Raw genomic sequence first — 17,439 nt, forward strand, 5'->3', positions numbered from 1 at the left:
GCGGTGATCGCCTCCACCACAGAAGCTAGGGAGCCTCTTCGCGCCCGCCGTTTCCCTCGTGTAACGGTCGTGTGTCGGGGACACGGTCCTGAAACGCTCGTTCCGGACCAGAACGTGCACAGGTGTGTGCACGATGATGGGCGCATGCCTGACACCATCCGCTACGTCGCGATCGGCGACAGCTTCTCGGAGGGCCTCGGCGACGCCGGTGTCGTACCGTTCCCCGGCTGGACCGGCCGACTCGCGAGCGGCATGGCCCGAGCGCACGACGCGGACGTCCGGTACGCCAACCTCGCCGTCCGCGGGCGCCTGCTCGCCGGGGTCCTCGAGGACCAGCTCGACGCCGCGCTGGCGCTCGACCCCACGCCGACGCTCATCACGTTCTGCGCCGGCGGCAACGACCTGCTGCGGCCGCGGTTCGACGCCCGTGCCCTCGTCGCCCCGCTCGAGGAAGCGGTCAGGACGGTCCTCGACCGCGGCGTCCACCTGACGCTGCTCAGCCCGGCCGACCCGAGCGCCCGGCTCCCCCTGGGACATCTCATCAACGCGCGCGGCGACGCCTGGGCCGATGCCCTCGCCGACCTCGCCCGCCGGTACGACCTGCCCTTCGTCGACGTGTCCCGCGATCCGCACCTGCGCCGCGCGGAGTTCTGGTCCGAGGACCGGCTGCACATGAACGACACCGGCCACCAGCGCGTCGCCGACCTCGCCCTGCACGCGATCGGGGACGGCCCCCTGCCCGCCGAGCCGGTGTCGGAGCCGACCGGCCGGGCACGGCTGGCCGAGGAACTCCGCTACTACCGCGAGCACGTCCTGCCCTGGGTGCAGCGCCGCGTCACCCGGCGGTCGTCGGGCGACGGTCGGTCGGCAACCTACCCGGAGTGGACCGCGGTCGGCTGATCACGCAGGATCACGGCGGTTCTCCGCACGCTCGCCGTGGTCCGCTTGTCGTCACCCGGCGCACCGGTTCTACTCGGATGGATCACGTCCGAGCCGAACTCAGGGGAGACGGCACCATGACCACTGCGCCACGCCCATCCGGCACCACCGCGACACGTACCCCGACCGTCAGCACCCCGACGGGCACCCCCAGCACCGCGCACGGCATCGACCACATCGGCCTCACCGTGCCCGACATCGACCAGGCGACCGACTTCTTCGTCCTCGGACTCGACGCGGTCCCGCTCTACGACCGGTTCCTCCGGAGCGAACCGCTCCGCGGCGAACCGGACGTGCAGCGCCGGCTCGGCATCCCGAAGACGATGGCCCAGGGTGCGCTGCGGATGCTCGCGCTGCCCAACGGCCCGGGCCTCGAGCTCTTCGAGTACCACGGTCCCGATCAACGCCCGGCTGCCCGGGCGAGCGACATCGGCTGGCAGCACGTCGCGTTCTACGTCGACGACATCGACCACGCGCTGTCGCACCTCGAGACCGCCGGGGGTCAGCGCTACGCCGACCCACGGGACCTGGGCGGCAACGAGGGTGGGTACGGCAACCGGTTCGTCTACGTCGGGACCCCGTGGGGATCGACGATCGAGCTGATCACCTACCCGAGCAGGCAGTCGTACGAGGACCACGCCCCGCGACGCAAGTGGCGCGTCTGAGGGTCAGCGCACCGAGCCCGTCGCGATGTACGTCCGCGTCGGCTTGCCGGTGAGGGCGTGCGGGAACTCGACCCCGTCCGCCCGGAACCCGCCGGCTTCGTAGAGCCGCAACGCCCGCTCGTTGCCGGCGAGCGCGTGCAGGACCACCGCGGGGTGTCCCGCAGCCGACGCCGCGTCGACCGACGCAGCCAGGAGCGCGCGGCCGACACCCCGCGCCTGCACGTCCGGACGGACGGCGAGCAGGGAGAGGTACGCGGCGTCGGACGGGTCGGTCGACCGGCCGGTCCCCGGAGCCGTCACGAGCGCGAACCCGTCGATCGCGCCGGCCGCTGCCGCAGCGACGACCAAGGCGACCCGCGGCACGGCGAACTTCGACGCCGCGCGGGCTCGCACGGCACCGGACTCCGGCAAGCCGTCCCGCGCCGCGACCGCTGCGACCCACAGGTCGACGCAGGCCGACACCTCGTCCGGGGCCGCTGGACGCACGGACACGGACGGTTCGATCACCCGATCAGCCTACGACCGCGCTGCTGCCGATCCTGAACGACGCCCCACGGTGCTCGTCGGGCAGCCGGTCCCCGCGGCCGTGCAGCTTGTGCCGCAGCGACCCGGGCTCGTAGCCGGTCGGGTACGCGCCGCGGGCCCGGAGTTCCGGGATGACGAACTCGATGACGTCCTCCCACGTGCCCGGCGTCACCGCGTACGCCAGGTTGAACCCGTCGACGTCGGTCAGCTCCTGGATCTCCTGCAGCCGGTCGGCGATGGTCGCTCCCCCGCCGACCGCGACCGGACCGAGTCCACCGATCGCCGTGTGCCGGGCGAGGTCGCGGATCGTCCACGAACTGCCGTCCTCACCCGTCGCCGCCGCGATGTTCGCCGCCGCCGACTGGATCGCGTTCGACTCGACGTCACCGAGGGGCTCGTCGAGGTCCCACTGCGACAGGTCGACACCCATCCACCCGGAGTTGAGCACCAGCGCGCCGAGCTCCGACGCGTACGACAGGTAGTCCTCGTACTTCGCCTGGGCCAGCTCGTCGGTGGCGTCCGTGATCACGGTGAGCAGTGTGTAGACGCGGGCGGCGTACCGGTCGCGACCAGCTGCCTCCAGGGCGTCACGGACCTTCGCGACGGTCGACGCGAGCTGCTCGACGGTCGGGGCGCCCACGAAGACCGCCTCGGCGTTCTCCGCTGCGAAGCGGATGCCGCGCGGCGACGCGCCCGCCTGGTAGATGACGGGCGACCGCTGCACCGACGGCTCGGACAGGTGGATGCCCGGCACGTCGAAGTGCGTGCCGTGGTGATCGATCGGGTGCACCTTCGCCGGGTCGGTGAAGACGCCGGACTCGCGGTCGGCGACGACCGCGTCGTCCTCCCACGAGCCCTCCCACAGCTTGTAGAGGACCTCGAGGTACTCGTCGGCCACGTCGTACCGGTCGTCGTGCGACAGCTGGTCGGTCTGCCCCATGTTCCGCGCGGCACTCGGCAGGTAGCCGGTGACGACGTTCCAGCCGACCCGCCCCTTGGTCAGGTGGTCGAGGGTGGAGATGCGCCGGGCGAACGGGTACGGGTGCTCGTACGCCGTCCCCGCCGTGATGCCGAAGCCCAGGTGCTCGGTCACCGAGGCCATCGCCGACACCAGCAGGATCGGGTCGTTCACGGGCACCTGCGACCCGGTGCGGAGCGCGGCCTCGTTCGAGTCGCCGTAGACGTCGTACGTCCCCAGGACGTCGGCGATGAAGATGCCGTCGAACGCGCCGCCCTCGAGCGTCTTCGCGAGGTCGGTCCAGTAGGTCAGGTCGCGGTAGTCCCGCGATCGGTCACGCGGGTGCCGCCACAGTCCGGAGGACTGGTGCGCGACGCAGTTCATGTCGAACGCGTTGAAGCGGATCTGCCGGGGCTCGCTGCTGCTGGTCACGCCTGGCGACGCTACGTGCGGCTCCTGCTTCCGTCATGCATCGTGACGAAGCGTGACGGCCCGCAGCTGTCGACGGCCGGCTGTCGGCGCACTGGTGTGCGATGGCCGGTGCAGGTCCGGCCCGCACAACCGAGGTCGTCCCGAACCGGCGGATCGCGCGGCGCGGATGCACTTCGGTTGTGCGGCGGTGCGCCGGCCGCGATTCAGGCGCGGTCGTGCAGCGTGATCTGGTAGCCGTCCGGGTCGGCGAACGTGAACGTCCGGCCGAAGGGGCCGTCGATCGGCGCCGAGACGATCGTGTGACCATCGGCCGCGAGTGCGTCGTGGACGGCCTGCACGTCGGTGGCGTGGAGCCAGATCGCCGCCCCGATGCCCGGTTGCGCGACCGCGTCGAGGTCGGTGCCGGGGACGACGTCCCGCAGCGCGAAGGCGATGGGCGTCGTCTCGAAGACGACGGCGTGCGGCGGGCCGGCCTGCGAGCGGACGAGACCGAGGTACTGCTCGTAGAACGCCTGCGACGCCGCCAGGTCGCGGGTCTGCAGGGAGATGAAGTCGGGGCCGGTGACGGGCATGCGGTGCTCCTTCTTGTTGTGTCAGTCTTCTGACACGGGACAATCTATGTCAGACTACTGACATGAGTCAAGACGGCAGCGACAACAGCGACGCCAGCGACGTCATCGACCTCGAGACGTCCCTCGGGTACCTGCTGAAGGAGGCCGCGAGCGCGCTCCGCACCGCGATGGAGGGGGTGCTGCGCCCGCTCGGCATGACGATGACGCACTACTCGTGCCTCGAACTCCTGGCGCAGCGGCCCGGGCTGTCGAACTCCGAGCTCGCGCGCGGCGCGTTCGTCACCCGGCAGTCGATGAACGTGCTGCTGCAGGCGCTGGAACGGGACGGCTTCGTGACGCGGGCCACCGAGGCGCCGGTCGGCAAGGCGCTCCCGACACGACTGACGGCGAGCGGCCGCACGAGCCTCGAGCGGGCGAGTGCAGCCGTCCGCGGTGTCGAGGTCCGCATGCTCGGCGGGCTGTCCGACGAACAGCAGGCGGCGGCGCGGGGCGCATTGCGCAGCATGGTGCGGGCCCTTCGTGGAACCGCTGACGACGAGGCCGGCTCGCCCGGACGCACCGTCCCCGCGCGGACCGATGCATCCGAACGGACACCGGACACCGGCGGTTCCGAGGAGTAGCCCTGACACAGGAGCGCGAAGGACCAGATCCTCTCAGGGAAGGGCGGACGCCATGGCGCTGCAGGACGACGACGCCACCGACGTCGGCGGAGACCGACGACTGCGGACCGCACTGCTGATCGTCGGCATCGTGGCGGTCCTCGTCGGCGTCGCATCGCTCGTGCTCCCACACGCGACACTGTTCGCGGTCGCATGGGTGTTCGGCGTCTACCTGCTGGTGTCCGGACTGTCGATGATCGTCCGTGCATTCGCCCGCGGGATCGGTACCGGCCACCGCATCGGCCTGGTCGTCCTCGGTGCACTGATCCTGGCCGGCGGCATCGTCGCGCTCGTCGCGCCGCCTGTCGGGGTGCGGTGGATCGCGTTCGTGATCGGCTTCGCATGGTTGCTCGAGGGCATCACGCTGCTCTACGCCCCGACACCGACGAACCGTGCGCTGACCATCGGTGCCGCGGTACTCAGCATCGTCATCGGCGTGCTCGTGATCAACCTGCCGTCCATCGGAGCAGCGCTCGCCGTCGTCGCGATCGCGGGCTTCCTGATCCTGTTCGGCATCGTGCAGATCGCACTCGGGATCACCCTCGGACGCGCTGACCGGTCCGAGCCGCCCGCCGGTAGAGCAGCCTGACCACTGACTCCTAGGCTCGACGGGTGGACGTCGCACTGCGGGACAGCATCTCCGAGGACATCGAGTGGCTCGTGGAACTGCGTGCGCAGGTCCTCCGCGCCGACCTGGAGCGTCTCGGCCGCTTCGACGCGGTCCGGGTCCGGCAACGGATGCGGGATGCCTTCGCGCCCGAGCACACCCGTGTCGTCGTGGTGGACGGCCGCGATGTCGGCTCGATCGCCACGCGGATCGACGACCACACCCGCTGGGTCGAGCACTTCTACCTCGCTCCCGAGGTACAGGGGCGTGGCGTCGGATCGACCGTGCTCCGGAGCATCCTGTCCGAGGCCCACCCGGGTGCGACGCGACTGAACGTCCTGCAGGGCAGCGCCGCGCGACGACTCTACGAGCGGCACGGGTTCGTCGTCGACACCGAAGACGACGTCGACGTCTTCATGACCCTGCGCGGTCCGGACCGAGCACGGTACGGAGCATCCTGAGCTGCTCGTCGACCACGTCGGCCATCCGGCGGTCGGCGGGGCCCGTGAGCCATGCTTCGAGTGCCAGGTGGAAGAGCATCACGGTCGTCTCCGCGATCACAGCGGATCCGGGCCGGTCGAGGCCCCGGGCGACGAACGCCGCACGGACCGCGTCGGTGAGGTCAGCGCGCTTCCGGGCGTCGCGCTCCCGCAGTGAGGGCTCGGCCAACACCAGTCGCCGCACCGCACCGACCTGGTCGTGATGCCCCTCGAACCGCCCGTCGGCGACCTGGCGGAGACCGTGCACGACGATGTCGAGCGGGTCGATCCCGGCCGGCGCGGCCTCGATGGCGGCTCGGGCGAGGTCGGGGATCTCGTCGCCGGCGAAGATCACCTCGCGCTTGTCGGCGAAGTACCGGAAGAAGGTCCGGGTGGTGAGCCCCGCACGTGCCGTGATCTGCGGCACGGTCGTCGCCGAGTAGCCCTGCTCGGCGAAGAGCTCGAAGGCAGCTCGCTCGAGTCGCCCTCGGGCATCCGGAGACCAACGCATGGGTCAACAGTAGTGGTGATGACACGCCGTGTCATGATTGAATGGTCGATGACACGTCGTGTCATGACCCACTTCGAGCAAGGGATCCGGACACCATGTCGTCAACGGACAACGCAGCACTCTGGACCACGTCGACCGGGCGGTTCACCGTCGGCCCCGCGCCGGTCCCCCAGCTCGGCCCCGGCGAACTCGTCGTCCGGGCCGAAGCCGTCGCCGTGAACCCGGTCGACGCCGTCGGCGGACTCTTCCGACACCTGGTGTTCCCGAAGCTCCGGTTCCCGGCGGTGCTCGGGTCGGACGTCGCCGGCATCGTCGTCGCGACCGGCGCCGGCGTCGAGCGTTTCCGCGTGGGCGACCGGGTCGTCGGGCACGCAGCGGGGCAGGAGCAGCACCGGAACAGCTCCGCCGAAGGAGCCTTCCAGCACCAGGTCCTCCTGCTCGAACGTGTGACGACCTCGGTGCCGGACGACCTGCCCGTCGAGCAGGCAGCGGTCCTGCCGCTCGCCGTCTCGACCGCAGCGGCCGGGCTCTTCGAACCGGACCAGCTCGCGCTGTCACTCCCGACGGCCGACGCATCCGAGCGCTCGGGGGTCGTCCTGGTGTGGGGCGCGTCGACGAGTGTCGGCGCCAACGCCGTCCAGCTCGCCCGGGCCGCCGGGTACGCCGTGATCGGCACCGCGTCGCCGAAGAACCACGGGTTCGTGCAGTCCCTCGGTGCCGAGGCCGTGTTCGACTACCGCGACGACGGTGCCGCACGTCGCGTCCTCGACGCACTCGCCGACCGCGAGCTCGCCGGTACCCTCGCCTTCGGCCAGGGCTCGCTGACCCGCACGCTCCCGATCGTCCGGGCAGCCACCGGGTCCGGCCGACTCGCTTCGGCGTACCCGACGCAGGTGACGACGATCCGTGCGCGGCTCGAGCGTCGACACGGCGTCCACGTCACCGCGATCTGGGGCGGCCGCCCGACCGAATCGGAGGTCGGCCCCGCGATCTACCGCGACCTCCTGCCCGAAGCACTCCGCACCGGTCGGTACCAGGCGACGCCGACCGCATCCGTCGTCGGATCCGGACTCGCCGCGATCCCGGAGGCCCTCGCCGAGCTCCGCGCCGGTGTCTCCGCCCGGAAGCTCGTCGTCACGCTCCCCTGACCCGGTAGCGTCAGCGACGTGACCGATGCCGACGTGCCCGACGACGAGACCTTCCGCTTCACGATGTCGGGCGGCGGCACGCCACGGGGCCACCTGCAGGATCCGAGCTCCGTGACCCTGCACCTCGATCCGCGGCGCATCGGCGACGCGGCCCGGGGCAAGGAGATGTTCACCCGGGCGATGGACCAGCAGCACACGGCGCTGACGGCGTACGCTGCGGCACTCGATGCCGCCGACGGCGACGTGACTGCCCCGGCGGTGCAGGACGCCGCGACCGCACTCCACGAGGCACTCCAGTTCCTCCCGATCGCCCACACCGTGTACACGGGCGTCGGCTTCCCCACGGCGCGCATCGGGGACGGCTCCCGCCCGCCCGCACTGCGACCGGAACTCGGCGAGCGCGCCTTCGGCGTCCACCCGGACATGCTCACGGCGATCCACGGGGACACCTCGCAGCGCTGGGAGCTCGCGTGCGAAGAGGACATCCCCCTCGCCGTCGAGATCACTCTGGCGACCGACCCGGACGAGAACGTGCGGTCCGCGTTCCTGTCCGGAACCACCCGGTCACGAACCGTCGTCCTGCTCATGGAACAGCGAGAGACCGACCCAGACGTGCTCGAACAGCTCGCCCAGCAGAGCTACGCCAGCCCCGAGCGGAAGTTCCCCCTGCCGCTCGCCGACCTCGTTCCCCGAGAACTGGACGGTCTCTGGGAGCTCCTCGGTCTCGACGACCGGGCCGTCGCGCTCGCGAAGGCCCGCTGGGCACGAGCGCAGGAAGGCGACGAGCGCATCACGGTCGGCGACGCGCTCCGCGAGATCGGCGCGGTCAGCTGAGCGGCTTCGCGTACCAGCGGTCCGAGTACGGGTCCGCGTTGAACGGGGCGACCCGGACGAACCCGAGCCGTTCGTAGAGCGCACAGGCCTCGGCGAGATCGGCGCGGGTGTCCAGGCGCAACGACGTGATCCCGCGTGCCCGGCAGCGGCCCTCGACGTGGCGCAGCAGCGCCGAACCGACACCTCGGCCGCGGTACTCCGGCAGCGTGAAGACCTTCGTCAGCTCGCCGACGTCGCGCACGAAGCGCACGCCGGCGCAGGCGATCGCCGCTCCCCCGTCGACGGCGACGACGAACAGCCCGGAGTCCCCCTGCAGGTCGTCGAACGGCTCGTCGAGCACCGCGCGGTCGACCTCGGCCGACGTCGCCGACCGCCCGTACCACCGCGACGCGACCTCGGTCAGGTAGGCCCGCACGATCGCGTCGGCCCGGCCTGCGCCGGGTCGCTCCGTCTCGAAGATCACCGCGCCCCCCCCCTTCGATCGGCACACCGTTCAAGCCTTCCCGGGCCCGGTCGGCGACCAGCTGCGGACGGGAGGCGCGGGGCGGGCCCGCACCGGGCCTCCCGGTCGGTCGGTGGTCGCGATCGCGAGCCGCACCCGGCTCAGCGGGACGCGGTCGCCTCGCGCGCGGCGGCTTCCGCCGCGACCCAGGCGAGCATGCCGCACTTGACGCGCATGACGAACTTGGAGACGCCGTGGAAGGCGACGAGGTCCTCGAGGACGTCCTCGTCGGGCTCACCGACGCCACGTGAACGCATCATGGTGCGGAACTCCTCGGTCAGTGCCAGGAACTCGGGCACCGTGCGGCCGACGGCCATGTCGGTGAGGACCGATGCCGAGGCCATCGAGATCGAGCAGCCGTCACCCTGCCAGGCGAGCCCGGCGATGCGGTCGGTGCCGGGATCGAGCCGCAGGCTGACCGTGATCTCGTCGCCGCACGTGGGGTTCCGGTCGAAGTGCGAGGCGTCCGCGTCCGGCATCGCACCGTCGCCGTGCCGCGCCTTGGCGTGGTCGAGGATGACCTGCTGGTACAGGCTGTCGAGGGCGTTCACGCGGTCGCTCCGAAGTAGTCGCGGATCTCGGCGACGGCTGCGAGGAACCGGTCGACGTCGTGCTCGGTCGTGTACACGTACGTGCTGGCACGGCTGGTGGCGACCAGGCCGAGGCGGCGGTGCAGCGGCTGCGCGCAGTGGTGCCCCGAGCGGACGGCGATGCCCTGCGCGTCGAGGTACTGCGACACGTCGTGGGCGTGCACCCCGTCGACGTCGAACGACACCAGGCCCGATCGCGGGACGCCGACCGGCGGACCGACCACGCGGATGCCCGGTACGGCGGCCAGACCGTCGAGCATGCGGCGGGCGAGGTGCTCCTCGTGTGCGCGGACCCGCTCCATGCCGATGCCCTGCAGGTAGCGGACCGCCTCGGCCAGGGCGACGGCCTGCGACACGGGCTGCGTACCGGCCTCGAACCGCTCGGGTGCCGGCATGAACTCCGACGCCTCCATGGTCACGGTGGTGATCATGGAACCGCCGGTGCGGAACGGCGGCAGCGCGTTCAGCAGTTCGCTGCGCCCCCAGAGCACGCCGATGCCGTTCGGACCGAGCATCTTGTGGCCGGAGAACGCGGCGAAGTCGACGCCGAGCTGTTGCACGTCGAGCGGCCGGTGCGGCGCGGACTGGCAGGCGTCGAGGACGACCAGGGCACCGCGGGCGTGGGCGAGACCGACGATCTGCTCGACCGGGGCGACCATGCCCGTGACGTTCGAGACGTGGGCGAACGCGACGACCTTCGTGCGGTCGGTGATCAGGGCGGCGGCGTCCTCCGCGGTCCAGGTGCCGTCGTCGGCGACCGGGACCCAGCGGAGCGTCGCACCGGTCAGGGCGGCGAGCTCCTGCCAGGGCACGAGGTTCGCGTGGTGCTCGGCCTCGGTCACCAGGATCTCGTCACCGGGTCCGATGCGGAAGCGAGCGGCGTCGACTCCGCCACGGCCCCGGCTGGCGTTCGCGATGCCGTACGCGACGAGGTTGAGGGCGTCGGTGGCGTTCGCGGTCCACACGACCTCGCTCGGCCCGGCAGCGCCGATGAAGTCGGCGACGGTGGCGCGGGCGTCCTCGTAGGCGTCGGTGCTCAGCGCCGCGAGCGTGTGCGCCCCGCGGTGGACGGCGGCGTTGTCGTGCTCGAGGAACCGGCGTTCGGCGTCGAGGACCTGGGTCGGCCGTTCGGCCGTCGCCCCGGAGTCCAGGTACGCCAGCGGTTGCCCGTTCACGTCCTGCGCGAGGATCGGGAAGTCCGACTTGATCGTCTCGACCTCGGCCTCGGTGAGCGGCTGGTTCGGCGCCACGACTGTCACGTCTCGTCCTCCTGGTGTTGCTGTCCGGAGCAACCCGTCAATGGTGGCCGTTGTTCCCGACGGCGTCCAGTCGGCACGGGAACGGCCCAGGACCACGCCGGGTCCTGGGCCGTCGTACCGTACGGGCTACTCGTTGCCGATCTTCTCGTCCGCAGCGTCGCGGGCGCCGTCGATCTTGTCGTCGTACTTGCCGCCGGTGGCCTTCTTGACCGCGTCGGCGACGCCACCGAGGACCTTGTCGCTGATGTCCTCGGCCTTCTCGCTCTTCAGGGCGTCCTGGACCTTGTTGTCCTTCAGGAAGTCCTGGGCCTTCTTCGTGATGTCGTCGAACCCCGCCATGGCCTGCTCCTCAGCTCGGTGCGGAGCCCGTCGCTCCGTCATGCCGCAGATGGTAGGCCGCGCAGCCGTCGTCCGCCCCGGAACGTGACGGAGTGTTCACACCATCTGGGCGCTGCGTCGACGTGCCAGGACGTAGCCGACCGCGACCGCCCCGGACACCGCGAGGAGTGACGGGATGAGGATGTCGGTGCCCTCCTGCGTGAACTCGACCACCAGGACGAGCGCGGTGAACGGGGCCCGCATCGTGGTCGCCAGGAACGCCGCGGCGCCGACGAAGGCGAACGCTGCCAGGCCCGGACCGTCGGCCGGCCAGAGCAGGAGCCACGCGCCGCCGAGGCCGCCGCCGATCGCCGAACCGATCGCGATCGAGGGCGTCAGGGCGCCACCGACCGCGCCGGCACCGATGGTGGCCGAGGTGGTGATGGTGCGGACGATGCCGAGCAGCAGGAGCAGCACGATGGGAGCCAGTCCGGCGACGGTGCCGTCGTCCAGCGAGGCGTTCATCGCGACGAGGCCCAGTGCCCGCCCGTTGCCGAGGATCTCGGGGAACGGCACGGCGATGAGCCCGACCATCGCGAACACCACCGGCAGCACGACGAGCAGGTGCCATCCCTTGGGAGCGATGCCCTGCAGCCGGTTGGTGAGCTTCACGAACCCGACGCCGGCCAGGCCGAGGACGGGCCCGACGATGATCGCCCAGACGAGCAGCGACGGCGACATGTGCATGGCCGGCACGTGGTAGAGCACCTCGTCCGGGATCACGAGCCGGGCGACGAACGCGGCGACGGCACTCGTGGCGAACGCGGGCAGGGCCGTGGCGAAGCTGATCTCGCCGAGCAGGACCTCGACGGCGAACAGCGCCCCACCGAGCGGGACGTCGTACACCGCGGCGAGACCCGCCGCCGCTCCGCAGGCGACCAGGATCTTCGTCTCGCGCGGGGTGAGCCCCGCACGGCGGGTGACGAGCTGGGAGAGCCAGGCGCCGACCTCGCGCGGGGCGACCTCCTTGCCGATCGAGGCGCCGAGACCGACCGCCAGGATCTGCACGCCGGCGTTCGCCAGGGTCGCGAGCGCGGGCATCCGCTTGCCGTTGACCGCGGCGGTGACCGACACGATCGGGCGCCCCCAGCGCCGGAGCGCCCACCAGGCGAAGCCCGTCAGGACACCGGCGGCCACGAGCGCGAGGAACCGGTTCAGCGCCGAGGGCGCGTCCGCCGCCTCGAGGTGCCCGCCGAAACCGTAGCCGAAGGCCACGAACTGGATGAGCTGCAGGGCGAGCCACACGGCGATGCCGGCGATGCCCCCGGAGACGCCCACCAGGGCGGTGACGACTGCGAGCTTGAGCGCCCAGACGGGGGTCGCGTGTCCGGAGCGCGGCATGTCGAGAACCCTAGCGGCTCCGATCGCCGACACCGGGCCTCCCGGTCGTCCTGCCTGCCGTCAGAACCAGCGCTTGACCTTGAACACCACCCACAGGATCGCAGCGAACAGGATCATCCCGACGATCGACAGCGGGTACCCCCACGTCCACGTCAGCTCCGGCATGTGGGTGAAGTTCATGCCGTAGATCGCCGCGATGAGGGTCGGGGCGAACAGGATCGCCGCCCAGCCGGAGATCCGCTTCGTGTCGTCGTTCTGCTTCTGCGCCGCCAGGGTGGAGTCGACGGTCAGCGCGTTCTGCAGCAGCTGCCTGAACGTGTCCAGCCGTTCCACCGTGCGGATGGCGTGGTCGAGGACGTCGCGGAACCGGCGCTGCATCTCGATCGGCAGGTGGTACTTCTCGGCGCCGCGGTGCAGGTTCTCGATGATGTGGATGAGCGGGCGGGCCGCACGCTGGAAGTCGACGACCTCGCCGAACAGCTCGTAGACGCGGCGGGAGACCCCGGCCTCGCCCGCGAACAGCTGGTCCTCGATCTGGTTGATGTCCTCTTCCAGCCCGTCGATCACCGGCACGTAGCCGTCGACGATCGTGTCCATCAGCGCCCAGAGCTGCGCCTGCGGCCCGACCGTCACCAGGCCGGGCTTGCCGCTCATCCGCTGCAACGCACGCGGCACGGTCGACCTGCCACGGGGGTCGGCCTTCACCACGACGAGGAAGAAGTCCTCGCCGACGAACGCGTGCACCTCGCCGAACGCCACCTCTTCCTGCCCGTCGTTGTAGAGCGCGGGCTTGAGGACCACGAAGAGCGTCGAACCGTACCGCTCGAGCTTCGGCCGCTGGTGTCCCTCGGCCGAATCCTCGACCGCGAGCTCGTGCAGGCCCAGGGCGACCGCGACGTCGCCGAGCTCCTGCGCATCCGGTTGGTACAGCACGATGCACGCGCTCGCGCCCTGTTCGTCGAGCATCCGGAAGGTGTCGTCCAGCGACGGACTCGCCATCGGGGCGATCCGGTCGACGTACACGGTGTTCATCTCGACGCTCACGCGACAACCGTACGGCTCAGCGGAGCGAGCGGTAGCGCGCCGTCCCTTCGGGGGCGAACAGGACGGTGCCGTCGGCCGTGACGAAGAGTGCGAAGTACCCGTCCACGATCCGATCCGCCGCGTCGTCCAGCGCGAGCTCGCGCCAGCCCGACCGCCCGAGGGACCAGACCACGTCGCCGGACGCCGACTCGCGAAGCGCCTCTGCCGCGTGGTTCGAGACGTCCTCGACGCGTTCGGGTCGCCACCAGCCCGCCTTCGAGAGCCGCTGCTCTGCCTTGTCGTGGCGCCCGCGGGTGAGGAGTCCGTCGATCCGTCCGGCGTGCTGCGGAGTGGCGATGGCGACGACCGCTTCGGCGAGGGAGTCCATGCCCGCCTGTCTACGCCGCGCCGCGCGTGCCCGCCGTCCCCCGTCGGCTGAACGCAGCCTGCGGACCCGGTCGGACCACCCGCTTACGGTTCAGGTCATCAGCATGCTGACGAAGGGAACGGTCATGAAGAGGATCTGGAAGCGCATCGCAGTCGCCGTGAGTGCCGTCGTCGCGGTGGTCGGGGCGTTCGTCGGGTCCGGCGCGGCCGGTGGGACGCCGATCCAGGACGCCGCCGGTGGGGCACTGTCGGCCTCGTCGACGGCGATCGCGCCGGACGGCCCCGCGTTCTCGATCTGGAGCGTCGTCTACGTCGGCCTCATCGCCTACGCGATCCGCCAGCTCTTCCGCACGACGGACGATGCCCGGCACGCGACACTGGCGGTACCGGCGATCCTGTCGCTGCTGCTCAACGCGGCGTGGATCCTGTCGGTGCAGTTCGGGTTCCTGTGGGCGAGCGAGCCGATCATCGTCGCCCTGCTCGCGGTGCTGGTCTGGACCTTCACGATCCTGCGGCGGACGAAGCCCTCGGGGATCGTCGAGGCGATCGTCACCGACGGCACGTTCGGGCTCTACCTCGGCTGGGTGTGCGTCGCGACGGCGGCGAACACGGCTGCGGTGCTGACGGCAGCGGGCTTCCGGGGCTTCGACCTCGGGCAGGACGTCTGGGGCGTGCTGGTCGCCGCGGTGGCCGGGCTCGTCGGGCTGCTGCTGGCGGTGTGGGGTCGGGGCCGCCTGGCGCCGATGCTCTCGCTGGCCTGGGGTCTGGCGTGGGTCGCGGTCGCGCGGCTCGACGGCCCGCTGGTGTCGACGCCGACCGCCGTCGCCGCGGTGGTCGCAGCCGCCGCGGTCGTGGTGGTGACGGTCGCCGTGCGGGCGCGTGCGGGCTGGTCCGGCGCGCGTGGGCTGGCCCGAGTCTCGGCCTGAGCGACACTTCTCGGGCGCTCGGCTGCGAGAACTGTCGCCCAACCCGAGTCTCGGGGCTCGGGCTCTACCGCGCGGACGCCACGAGCCCGTGCGCAGCCGCCACGGCCTCGTTCGTGACCTGGCCGGCGTGCACGTTCAGGCCGAGGGCGAGCGACGGATCGGCGGCCAGCGCGGCCTCCCACCCGCGGTCGGCGATCGCCACGGCGTACGGCAGCGTCGCGTTCGTCAGCGAGATCGTCGAGGTGCGCGGCACGGCACCGGGCATGTTCGCCACGCAGTAGTACACGGTGTCGTGCACCGCGAACGTCGGGTCGTCGTGGGTGGTCGGGTGCGAGCCCTCGAAGCAGCCGCCCTGGTCGATCGCGATGTCGACGAGCACCGAGCCCGGCCGCATGTCCGCGACCATGGCGTCGGTGACGAGCTTCGGCGCGGACGCCCCGGGGATGAGCACGGAGCCGATCACCAGGTCCGCGTCCCGGAGCTCCGAGGCGATGGCGTGCGCGGAGGACCGCAGGGTGGTGATGCGGCCGTCGAACCGGGCGTCGAGCGCGCGCAGTCGGGGCAGGCTGATGTCGAACACGGTGACGTCGGCCCCCATGCCGAGTGCCATCGTGGCGGCGTGCTCGCCCGCGACGCCTCCGCCGATCACGACGACGCGACCCTTCGGCGTGCCGGGCACCCCACCGAGCAGCAGTCCGCGGCCGCCGTTCGTGCGCATCAGGTGGTACGCGCCGACCTGGGCGGAGAGCCGTCCGGCGACCTCGGACATCGGCGACAGCAGCGGCAGGGAACGGTCCGGCAGCTGCACGGTCTCGTAGGCGATCGCAGTGGCTCCGGAGCCGATGAGCGCATCGGTCAGGGGGCGGTCGGCCGCCAGGTGCAGGTAGGTGAAGAGCACCTGACCCGGCCGGATGAGCGGGTACTCGGACGCCACCGGCTCCTTCACCTTGAGGATCAGGTCCGCGCGTGCCCAGACCTCGTCCGCGGTGTCGACGATCTCGGCGCCGGCGGTCCGGTACTCGTCGTCGGGGAAGGCCGATCCGGTGCCGGCCCCCGCCTGCACCAGGACCTGGTGGCCGTGCAGCGCCAGCTCGGCGACACCTGCCGGGGTGGCCGCCACGCGGTACTCGTTGTTCTTGATCTCAGCGGGGACGCCGATGCGCATCGCAGACTCCTTCGTGGGTGGTGCTCTCGTCCCCACCATTCAGCGCCGGATTCGTTGCGGCGAGGTTACAGCCGAACATCCGGATGAACCACCGCTGATCCGTGCGATGGAATTCGGAGCGCAGTGCTCAGAAGACCTTCCCCGGGTTGAGGATGCCCGCCGGGTCGAACACCCGCCGGATCCCCCGCTGCAGGTCGAGCACGTCGTCGCCGAGCTCGTCACCGATCCACCGACGCTTCAGCACCCCCACCCCGTGCTCGCCGGTCAGGGTCCCGCCCAGCTCGATCGCCGCACGGAACACCGCGTCGGCGGCGTCCCAGACGTGGGCAGGCACCTCGTCGCCGTCGAAGACGAAGTTCGGGTGCAGGTTGCCGTCGCCGGCGTGCGCCACGGTGGGGATCGCGAGACCGTACTGCCGACCGATCGCCTCGACGCGTGCGAACATCTCGGCGAGCCGGCTGCGCGGCACCGCGACGTCCTCGATGAGCACCCGACCGCGCGCCTCCATCGCGGCGTGGAACGACCGACGGATGGTGAGCAGGCGCTCGCGTTCCGCCGCCGACCCGGCCAGGTGCACGGTCCCACCCTCGGCCTGGAGGCACGGCACGGCTCCCAGCGCCGCCTCGGTCGCGCCCGCGCCGTCGAACTCCACGAGCAGGAAGACCCCGCCCGCCGAACTGCTCCCCACCGTCTCGGACAGTACCTCCGGCCCGAGGTACGCCGCGATCCCCTCGAGGGCGAGCGCGTCCAGCAGCTCGACCGTCGACGGCCGCTCCGGTCCCGCCACGACGGCCGCCGCCGCTGCCGCGGCCTGCTGCACCGTCGGGTAGACGGCCGCGAGCGTCGCCGGCTCCCCCGCCGGGACCGGCACGAGTCGGACGGTCGCGCCGACGATGACACCGAGCGTGCCCTCGGACCCGACGAGCAACGCCGTCAGGTCGAGACCGGTCACCCCCTTCACGGTGCGGTGGCCGGTCGACACGAGCCGACCGTCGGCGAGCACGACGTCGAGTCCGAGCACGGCCTCGCGCGTGACGCCGTACTTCACGCACCGCAGACCGCCGGCGTTCGTGGCGATGTTGCCGCCGATGCTCGCGATCGCCGCACTCGCCGGGTCCGGCGCGAAGCGCAGCCCGTGCTCGACGACAGCGGCGTTCAGCGCTCCGTTCAGCACCCCGGGTTCGACGACGGCGAGCTCGTCCTCCACCGACACCTCGACGATGCGGTCCATCCGCGCGACGCTGAGCACCACCGTGCCCTCGGTGCCGTTCGCGCCGCCGGCCAGTCCGGTGCCGGCTCCGCGCGGGACGACGGGCACGCCCAGCGCCGAGCAGGTCCGGAGCGTCGCCTGCACGTGCTCGACGGCCCGGGCCTCGACGACGGCGACCGGCCCGCCCGGTGCGATCCAGCCGGACTTGTCGGTCCGCGCGGCGTCGAGCACGCCCGGGTCGGTCCGGACGACGGCGCCGTCCGGGTCGTGCAGGGCGGCGCGGAGCGCGGTGACGACGGTGTCCATGTCGCCACGCTACCGCCGCGGGT

General features: G+C 71.6%; 21 protein-coding genes. 8 read left to right on the plus strand and 13 right to left on the minus strand.

Annotated features, from left to right (window positions below):
- The first annotated feature begins 144 nt into the window (after positions 1-144).
- Both KZI27_RS15075 and KZI27_RS15080 read left to right on the plus strand, forming a co-directional pair.
- Positions 145-900, plus strand: a complete 756-nt coding sequence (locus KZI27_RS15075; RefSeq protein WP_261783918.1) for an SGNH/GDSL hydrolase family protein — start codon at positions 145-147, stop codon at positions 898-900.
- A gap of 116 nt (positions 901-1,016) precedes the next feature.
- On the plus strand, positions 1,017-1,604 hold the full coding sequence (locus KZI27_RS15080; protein ID WP_123313958.1) for a VOC family protein: 588 nt from the start codon (positions 1,017-1,019) through the stop codon (positions 1,602-1,604).
- 3 nt (positions 1,605-1,607) lie between these two features.
- Here KZI27_RS15080 and KZI27_RS15085 read toward each other — a convergent pair whose 3' ends face one another.
- The 3 genes from KZI27_RS15085 to KZI27_RS15095 form a co-directional block, all read right to left on the minus strand.
- Positions 1,608-2,111 carry a GNAT family N-acetyltransferase gene (locus KZI27_RS15085; RefSeq protein ID WP_222658237.1) on the minus strand — a complete coding sequence of 168 codons (504 nt, stop codon included), beginning with the start codon at positions 2,109-2,111 and terminating at the stop codon, positions 1,608-1,610.
- Between the two features lie 4 nt (positions 2,112-2,115).
- Positions 2,116-3,519 (minus strand): LLM class flavin-dependent oxidoreductase, encoded by a 1,404-nt coding sequence (locus tag KZI27_RS15090; RefSeq protein WP_222658238.1) that lies wholly within the window; start codon positions 3,517-3,519, stop codon positions 2,116-2,118.
- Between the two features lie 203 nt (positions 3,520-3,722).
- A complete protein-coding gene (locus KZI27_RS15095; RefSeq protein WP_222658239.1) occupies positions 3,723-4,091 on the minus strand; it encodes a VOC family protein in 369 nt (122 codons plus the stop codon).
- Between the two features lie 62 nt (positions 4,092-4,153).
- Between KZI27_RS15095 and KZI27_RS15100 the strand changes: the two genes are divergently transcribed.
- Genes KZI27_RS15100 through KZI27_RS15110 form a run of 3 tightly spaced genes read left to right on the plus strand, consistent with a single transcriptional unit; the run spans position 4,154 to position 5,818 of the window.
- Complete coding sequence (locus KZI27_RS15100; protein ID WP_222658240.1) at positions 4,154-4,711, plus strand: MarR family winged helix-turn-helix transcriptional regulator; 558 nt, start codon at positions 4,154-4,156, stop codon at positions 4,709-4,711.
- Between the two features lie 52 nt (positions 4,712-4,763).
- Entirely contained in the window at positions 4,764-5,339 is a 576-nt protein-coding gene (locus KZI27_RS15105) for an HdeD family acid-resistance protein (RefSeq protein ID WP_222658241.1), read from the plus strand.
- A gap of 23 nt (positions 5,340-5,362) precedes the next feature.
- Positions 5,363-5,818 carry a GNAT family N-acetyltransferase gene (locus KZI27_RS15110; protein ID WP_222658242.1) on the plus strand — a complete coding sequence of 152 codons (456 nt, stop codon included), beginning with the start codon at positions 5,363-5,365 and terminating at the stop codon, positions 5,816-5,818.
- Here KZI27_RS15110 and KZI27_RS15115 read toward each other — a convergent pair.
- Entirely contained in the window at positions 5,772-6,347 is a 576-nt protein-coding gene (locus KZI27_RS15115) for a TetR family transcriptional regulator (RefSeq protein ID WP_222658243.1), read from the minus strand. The genes KZI27_RS15110 and KZI27_RS15115 overlap by 47 nt on opposite strands.
- A 95-nt stretch (positions 6,348-6,442) precedes the next feature.
- Here KZI27_RS15115 and KZI27_RS15120 point away from each other — a divergent pair, with 95 nt between their 5' ends.
- Entirely contained in the window at positions 6,443-7,495 is a 1,053-nt protein-coding gene (locus tag KZI27_RS15120) for a zinc-binding alcohol dehydrogenase family protein (protein WP_222658244.1), read from the plus strand.
- A gap of 18 nt (positions 7,496-7,513) precedes the next feature.
- The gene (locus KZI27_RS15125) at positions 7,514-8,329 is read left to right on the plus strand and encodes a hypothetical protein (protein ID WP_222658245.1); all 816 of its coding nucleotides are present in this window, start codon (positions 7,514-7,516) and stop codon (positions 8,327-8,329) included.
- Here the strand turns inward: KZI27_RS15125 and KZI27_RS15130 are convergent.
- From KZI27_RS15130 to KZI27_RS15160, 7 genes are all read right to left on the minus strand, one after another.
- A complete protein-coding gene (locus tag KZI27_RS15130; RefSeq protein ID WP_222658246.1) occupies positions 8,322-8,792 on the minus strand; it encodes a GNAT family N-acetyltransferase in 471 nt (156 codons plus the stop codon). The genes KZI27_RS15125 and KZI27_RS15130 overlap by 8 nt on opposite strands.
- Before the next feature lie 140 nt (positions 8,793-8,932).
- Complete coding sequence (sufU, locus tag KZI27_RS15135; RefSeq protein WP_222658247.1) at positions 8,933-9,382, minus strand: Fe-S cluster assembly sulfur transfer protein SufU; 450 nt, start codon at positions 9,380-9,382, stop codon at positions 8,933-8,935.
- Positions 9,379-10,671 carry an aminotransferase class V-fold PLP-dependent enzyme gene (locus KZI27_RS15140; RefSeq protein WP_222661418.1) on the minus strand — a complete coding sequence of 431 codons (1,293 nt, stop codon included), beginning with the start codon at positions 10,669-10,671 and terminating at the stop codon, positions 9,379-9,381. Before KZI27_RS15140 ends, sufU begins: the two co-directional genes overlap by 4 nt.
- Before the next feature lie 135 nt (positions 10,672-10,806).
- Positions 10,807-11,061, minus strand: coding sequence for an antitoxin (locus tag KZI27_RS15145; protein WP_410004006.1), 255 nt, complete (start codon positions 11,059-11,061; stop codon positions 10,807-10,809).
- Between the two features lie 54 nt (positions 11,062-11,115).
- Positions 11,116-12,399 carry a chloride channel protein gene (locus KZI27_RS15150; RefSeq protein WP_222658248.1) on the minus strand — a complete coding sequence of 428 codons (1,284 nt, stop codon included), beginning with the start codon at positions 12,397-12,399 and terminating at the stop codon, positions 11,116-11,118.
- Positions 12,400-12,459: 60 nt separating this feature from the next.
- On the minus strand, positions 12,460-13,443 hold the full coding sequence (locus KZI27_RS15155; protein WP_260233135.1) for a magnesium and cobalt transport protein CorA: 984 nt from the start codon (positions 13,441-13,443) through the stop codon (positions 12,460-12,462).
- Positions 13,444-13,459: 16 nt separating this feature from the next.
- Positions 13,460-13,810, minus strand: a complete 351-nt coding sequence (locus KZI27_RS15160; protein ID WP_222658249.1) for a hypothetical protein — start codon at positions 13,808-13,810, stop codon at positions 13,460-13,462.
- A 124-nt stretch (positions 13,811-13,934) separates the two neighbouring features.
- Here KZI27_RS15160 and KZI27_RS15165 point away from each other — a divergent pair, with 124 nt between their 5' ends.
- Positions 13,935-14,735, plus strand: coding sequence for a tryptophan-rich sensory protein (locus KZI27_RS15165; protein ID WP_222658250.1), 801 nt, complete (start codon positions 13,935-13,937; stop codon positions 14,733-14,735).
- Positions 14,736-14,799: 64 nt separating this feature from the next.
- Here KZI27_RS15165 and ald read toward each other — a convergent pair whose 3' ends face one another.
- Both ald and KZI27_RS15175 read right to left on the minus strand, forming a co-directional pair.
- Positions 14,800-15,900: an alanine dehydrogenase gene (ald, locus tag KZI27_RS15170; RefSeq protein WP_222658251.1), complete on the minus strand. Its 1,101-nt coding sequence runs from the start codon at positions 15,898-15,900 to the stop codon at positions 14,800-14,802.
- A 127-nt stretch (positions 15,901-16,027) separates the two neighbouring features.
- Complete coding sequence (locus KZI27_RS15175) at positions 16,028-17,416, minus strand: FAD-binding oxidoreductase (RefSeq protein ID WP_222658252.1); 1,389 nt, start codon at positions 17,414-17,416, stop codon at positions 16,028-16,030.
- Between the last annotated feature and the right edge of the window lie 23 nt (positions 17,417-17,439).

This window comes from Curtobacterium sp. TC1 (assembly GCF_019844075.1).
In the GTDB taxonomy this organism is placed as follows: domain Bacteria; phylum Actinomycetota; class Actinomycetes; order Actinomycetales; family Microbacteriaceae; genus Curtobacterium.

Bases quoted from the DNA above. Each gene is read 5' to 3' on its own strand.
- KZI27_RS15100 (WP_222658240.1), top strand. From the start codon at position 4,154: ATGAGTCAAGACGGCAGCGACAACAGCGACGCCAGCGACGTCATCGAC.
- KZI27_RS15160 (WP_222658249.1), bottom strand. From the start codon at position 13,810: ATGGACTCCCTCGCCGAAGCGGTCGTCGCCATCGCCACTCCGCAGCAC.
- KZI27_RS15105 (WP_222658241.1), top strand. From the start codon at position 4,764: ATGGCGCTGCAGGACGACGACGCCACCGACGTCGGCGGAGACCGACGA.
- KZI27_RS15120 (WP_222658244.1), top strand. From the start codon at position 6,443: ATGTCGTCAACGGACAACGCAGCACTCTGGACCACGTCGACCGGGCGG.
- KZI27_RS15150 (WP_222658248.1), bottom strand. From the start codon at position 12,399: ATGCCGCGCTCCGGACACGCGACCCCCGTCTGGGCGCTCAAGCTCGCA.
- KZI27_RS15080 (WP_123313958.1), top strand. From the start codon at position 1,017: ATGACCACTGCGCCACGCCCATCCGGCACCACCGCGACACGTACCCCG.
- ald (WP_222658251.1), bottom strand. From the start codon at position 15,900: ATGCGCATCGGCGTCCCCGCTGAGATCAAGAACAACGAGTACCGCGTG.
- KZI27_RS15175 (WP_222658252.1), bottom strand. From the start codon at position 17,416: ATGGACACCGTCGTCACCGCGCTCCGCGCCGCCCTGCACGACCCGGAC.
- KZI27_RS15095 (WP_222658239.1), bottom strand. From the start codon at position 4,091: ATGCCCGTCACCGGCCCCGACTTCATCTCCCTGCAGACCCGCGACCTG.
- KZI27_RS15145 (WP_410004006.1), bottom strand. From the start codon at position 11,061: ATGACGGAGCGACGGGCTCCGCACCGAGCTGAGGAGCAGGCCATGGCG.
- KZI27_RS15115 (WP_222658243.1), bottom strand. From the start codon at position 6,347: ATGCGTTGGTCTCCGGATGCCCGAGGGCGACTCGAGCGAGCTGCCTTC.
- KZI27_RS15165 (WP_222658250.1), top strand. From the start codon at position 13,935: ATGAAGAGGATCTGGAAGCGCATCGCAGTCGCCGTGAGTGCCGTCGTC.
- KZI27_RS15075 (WP_261783918.1), top strand. From the start codon at position 145: ATGCCTGACACCATCCGCTACGTCGCGATCGGCGACAGCTTCTCGGAG.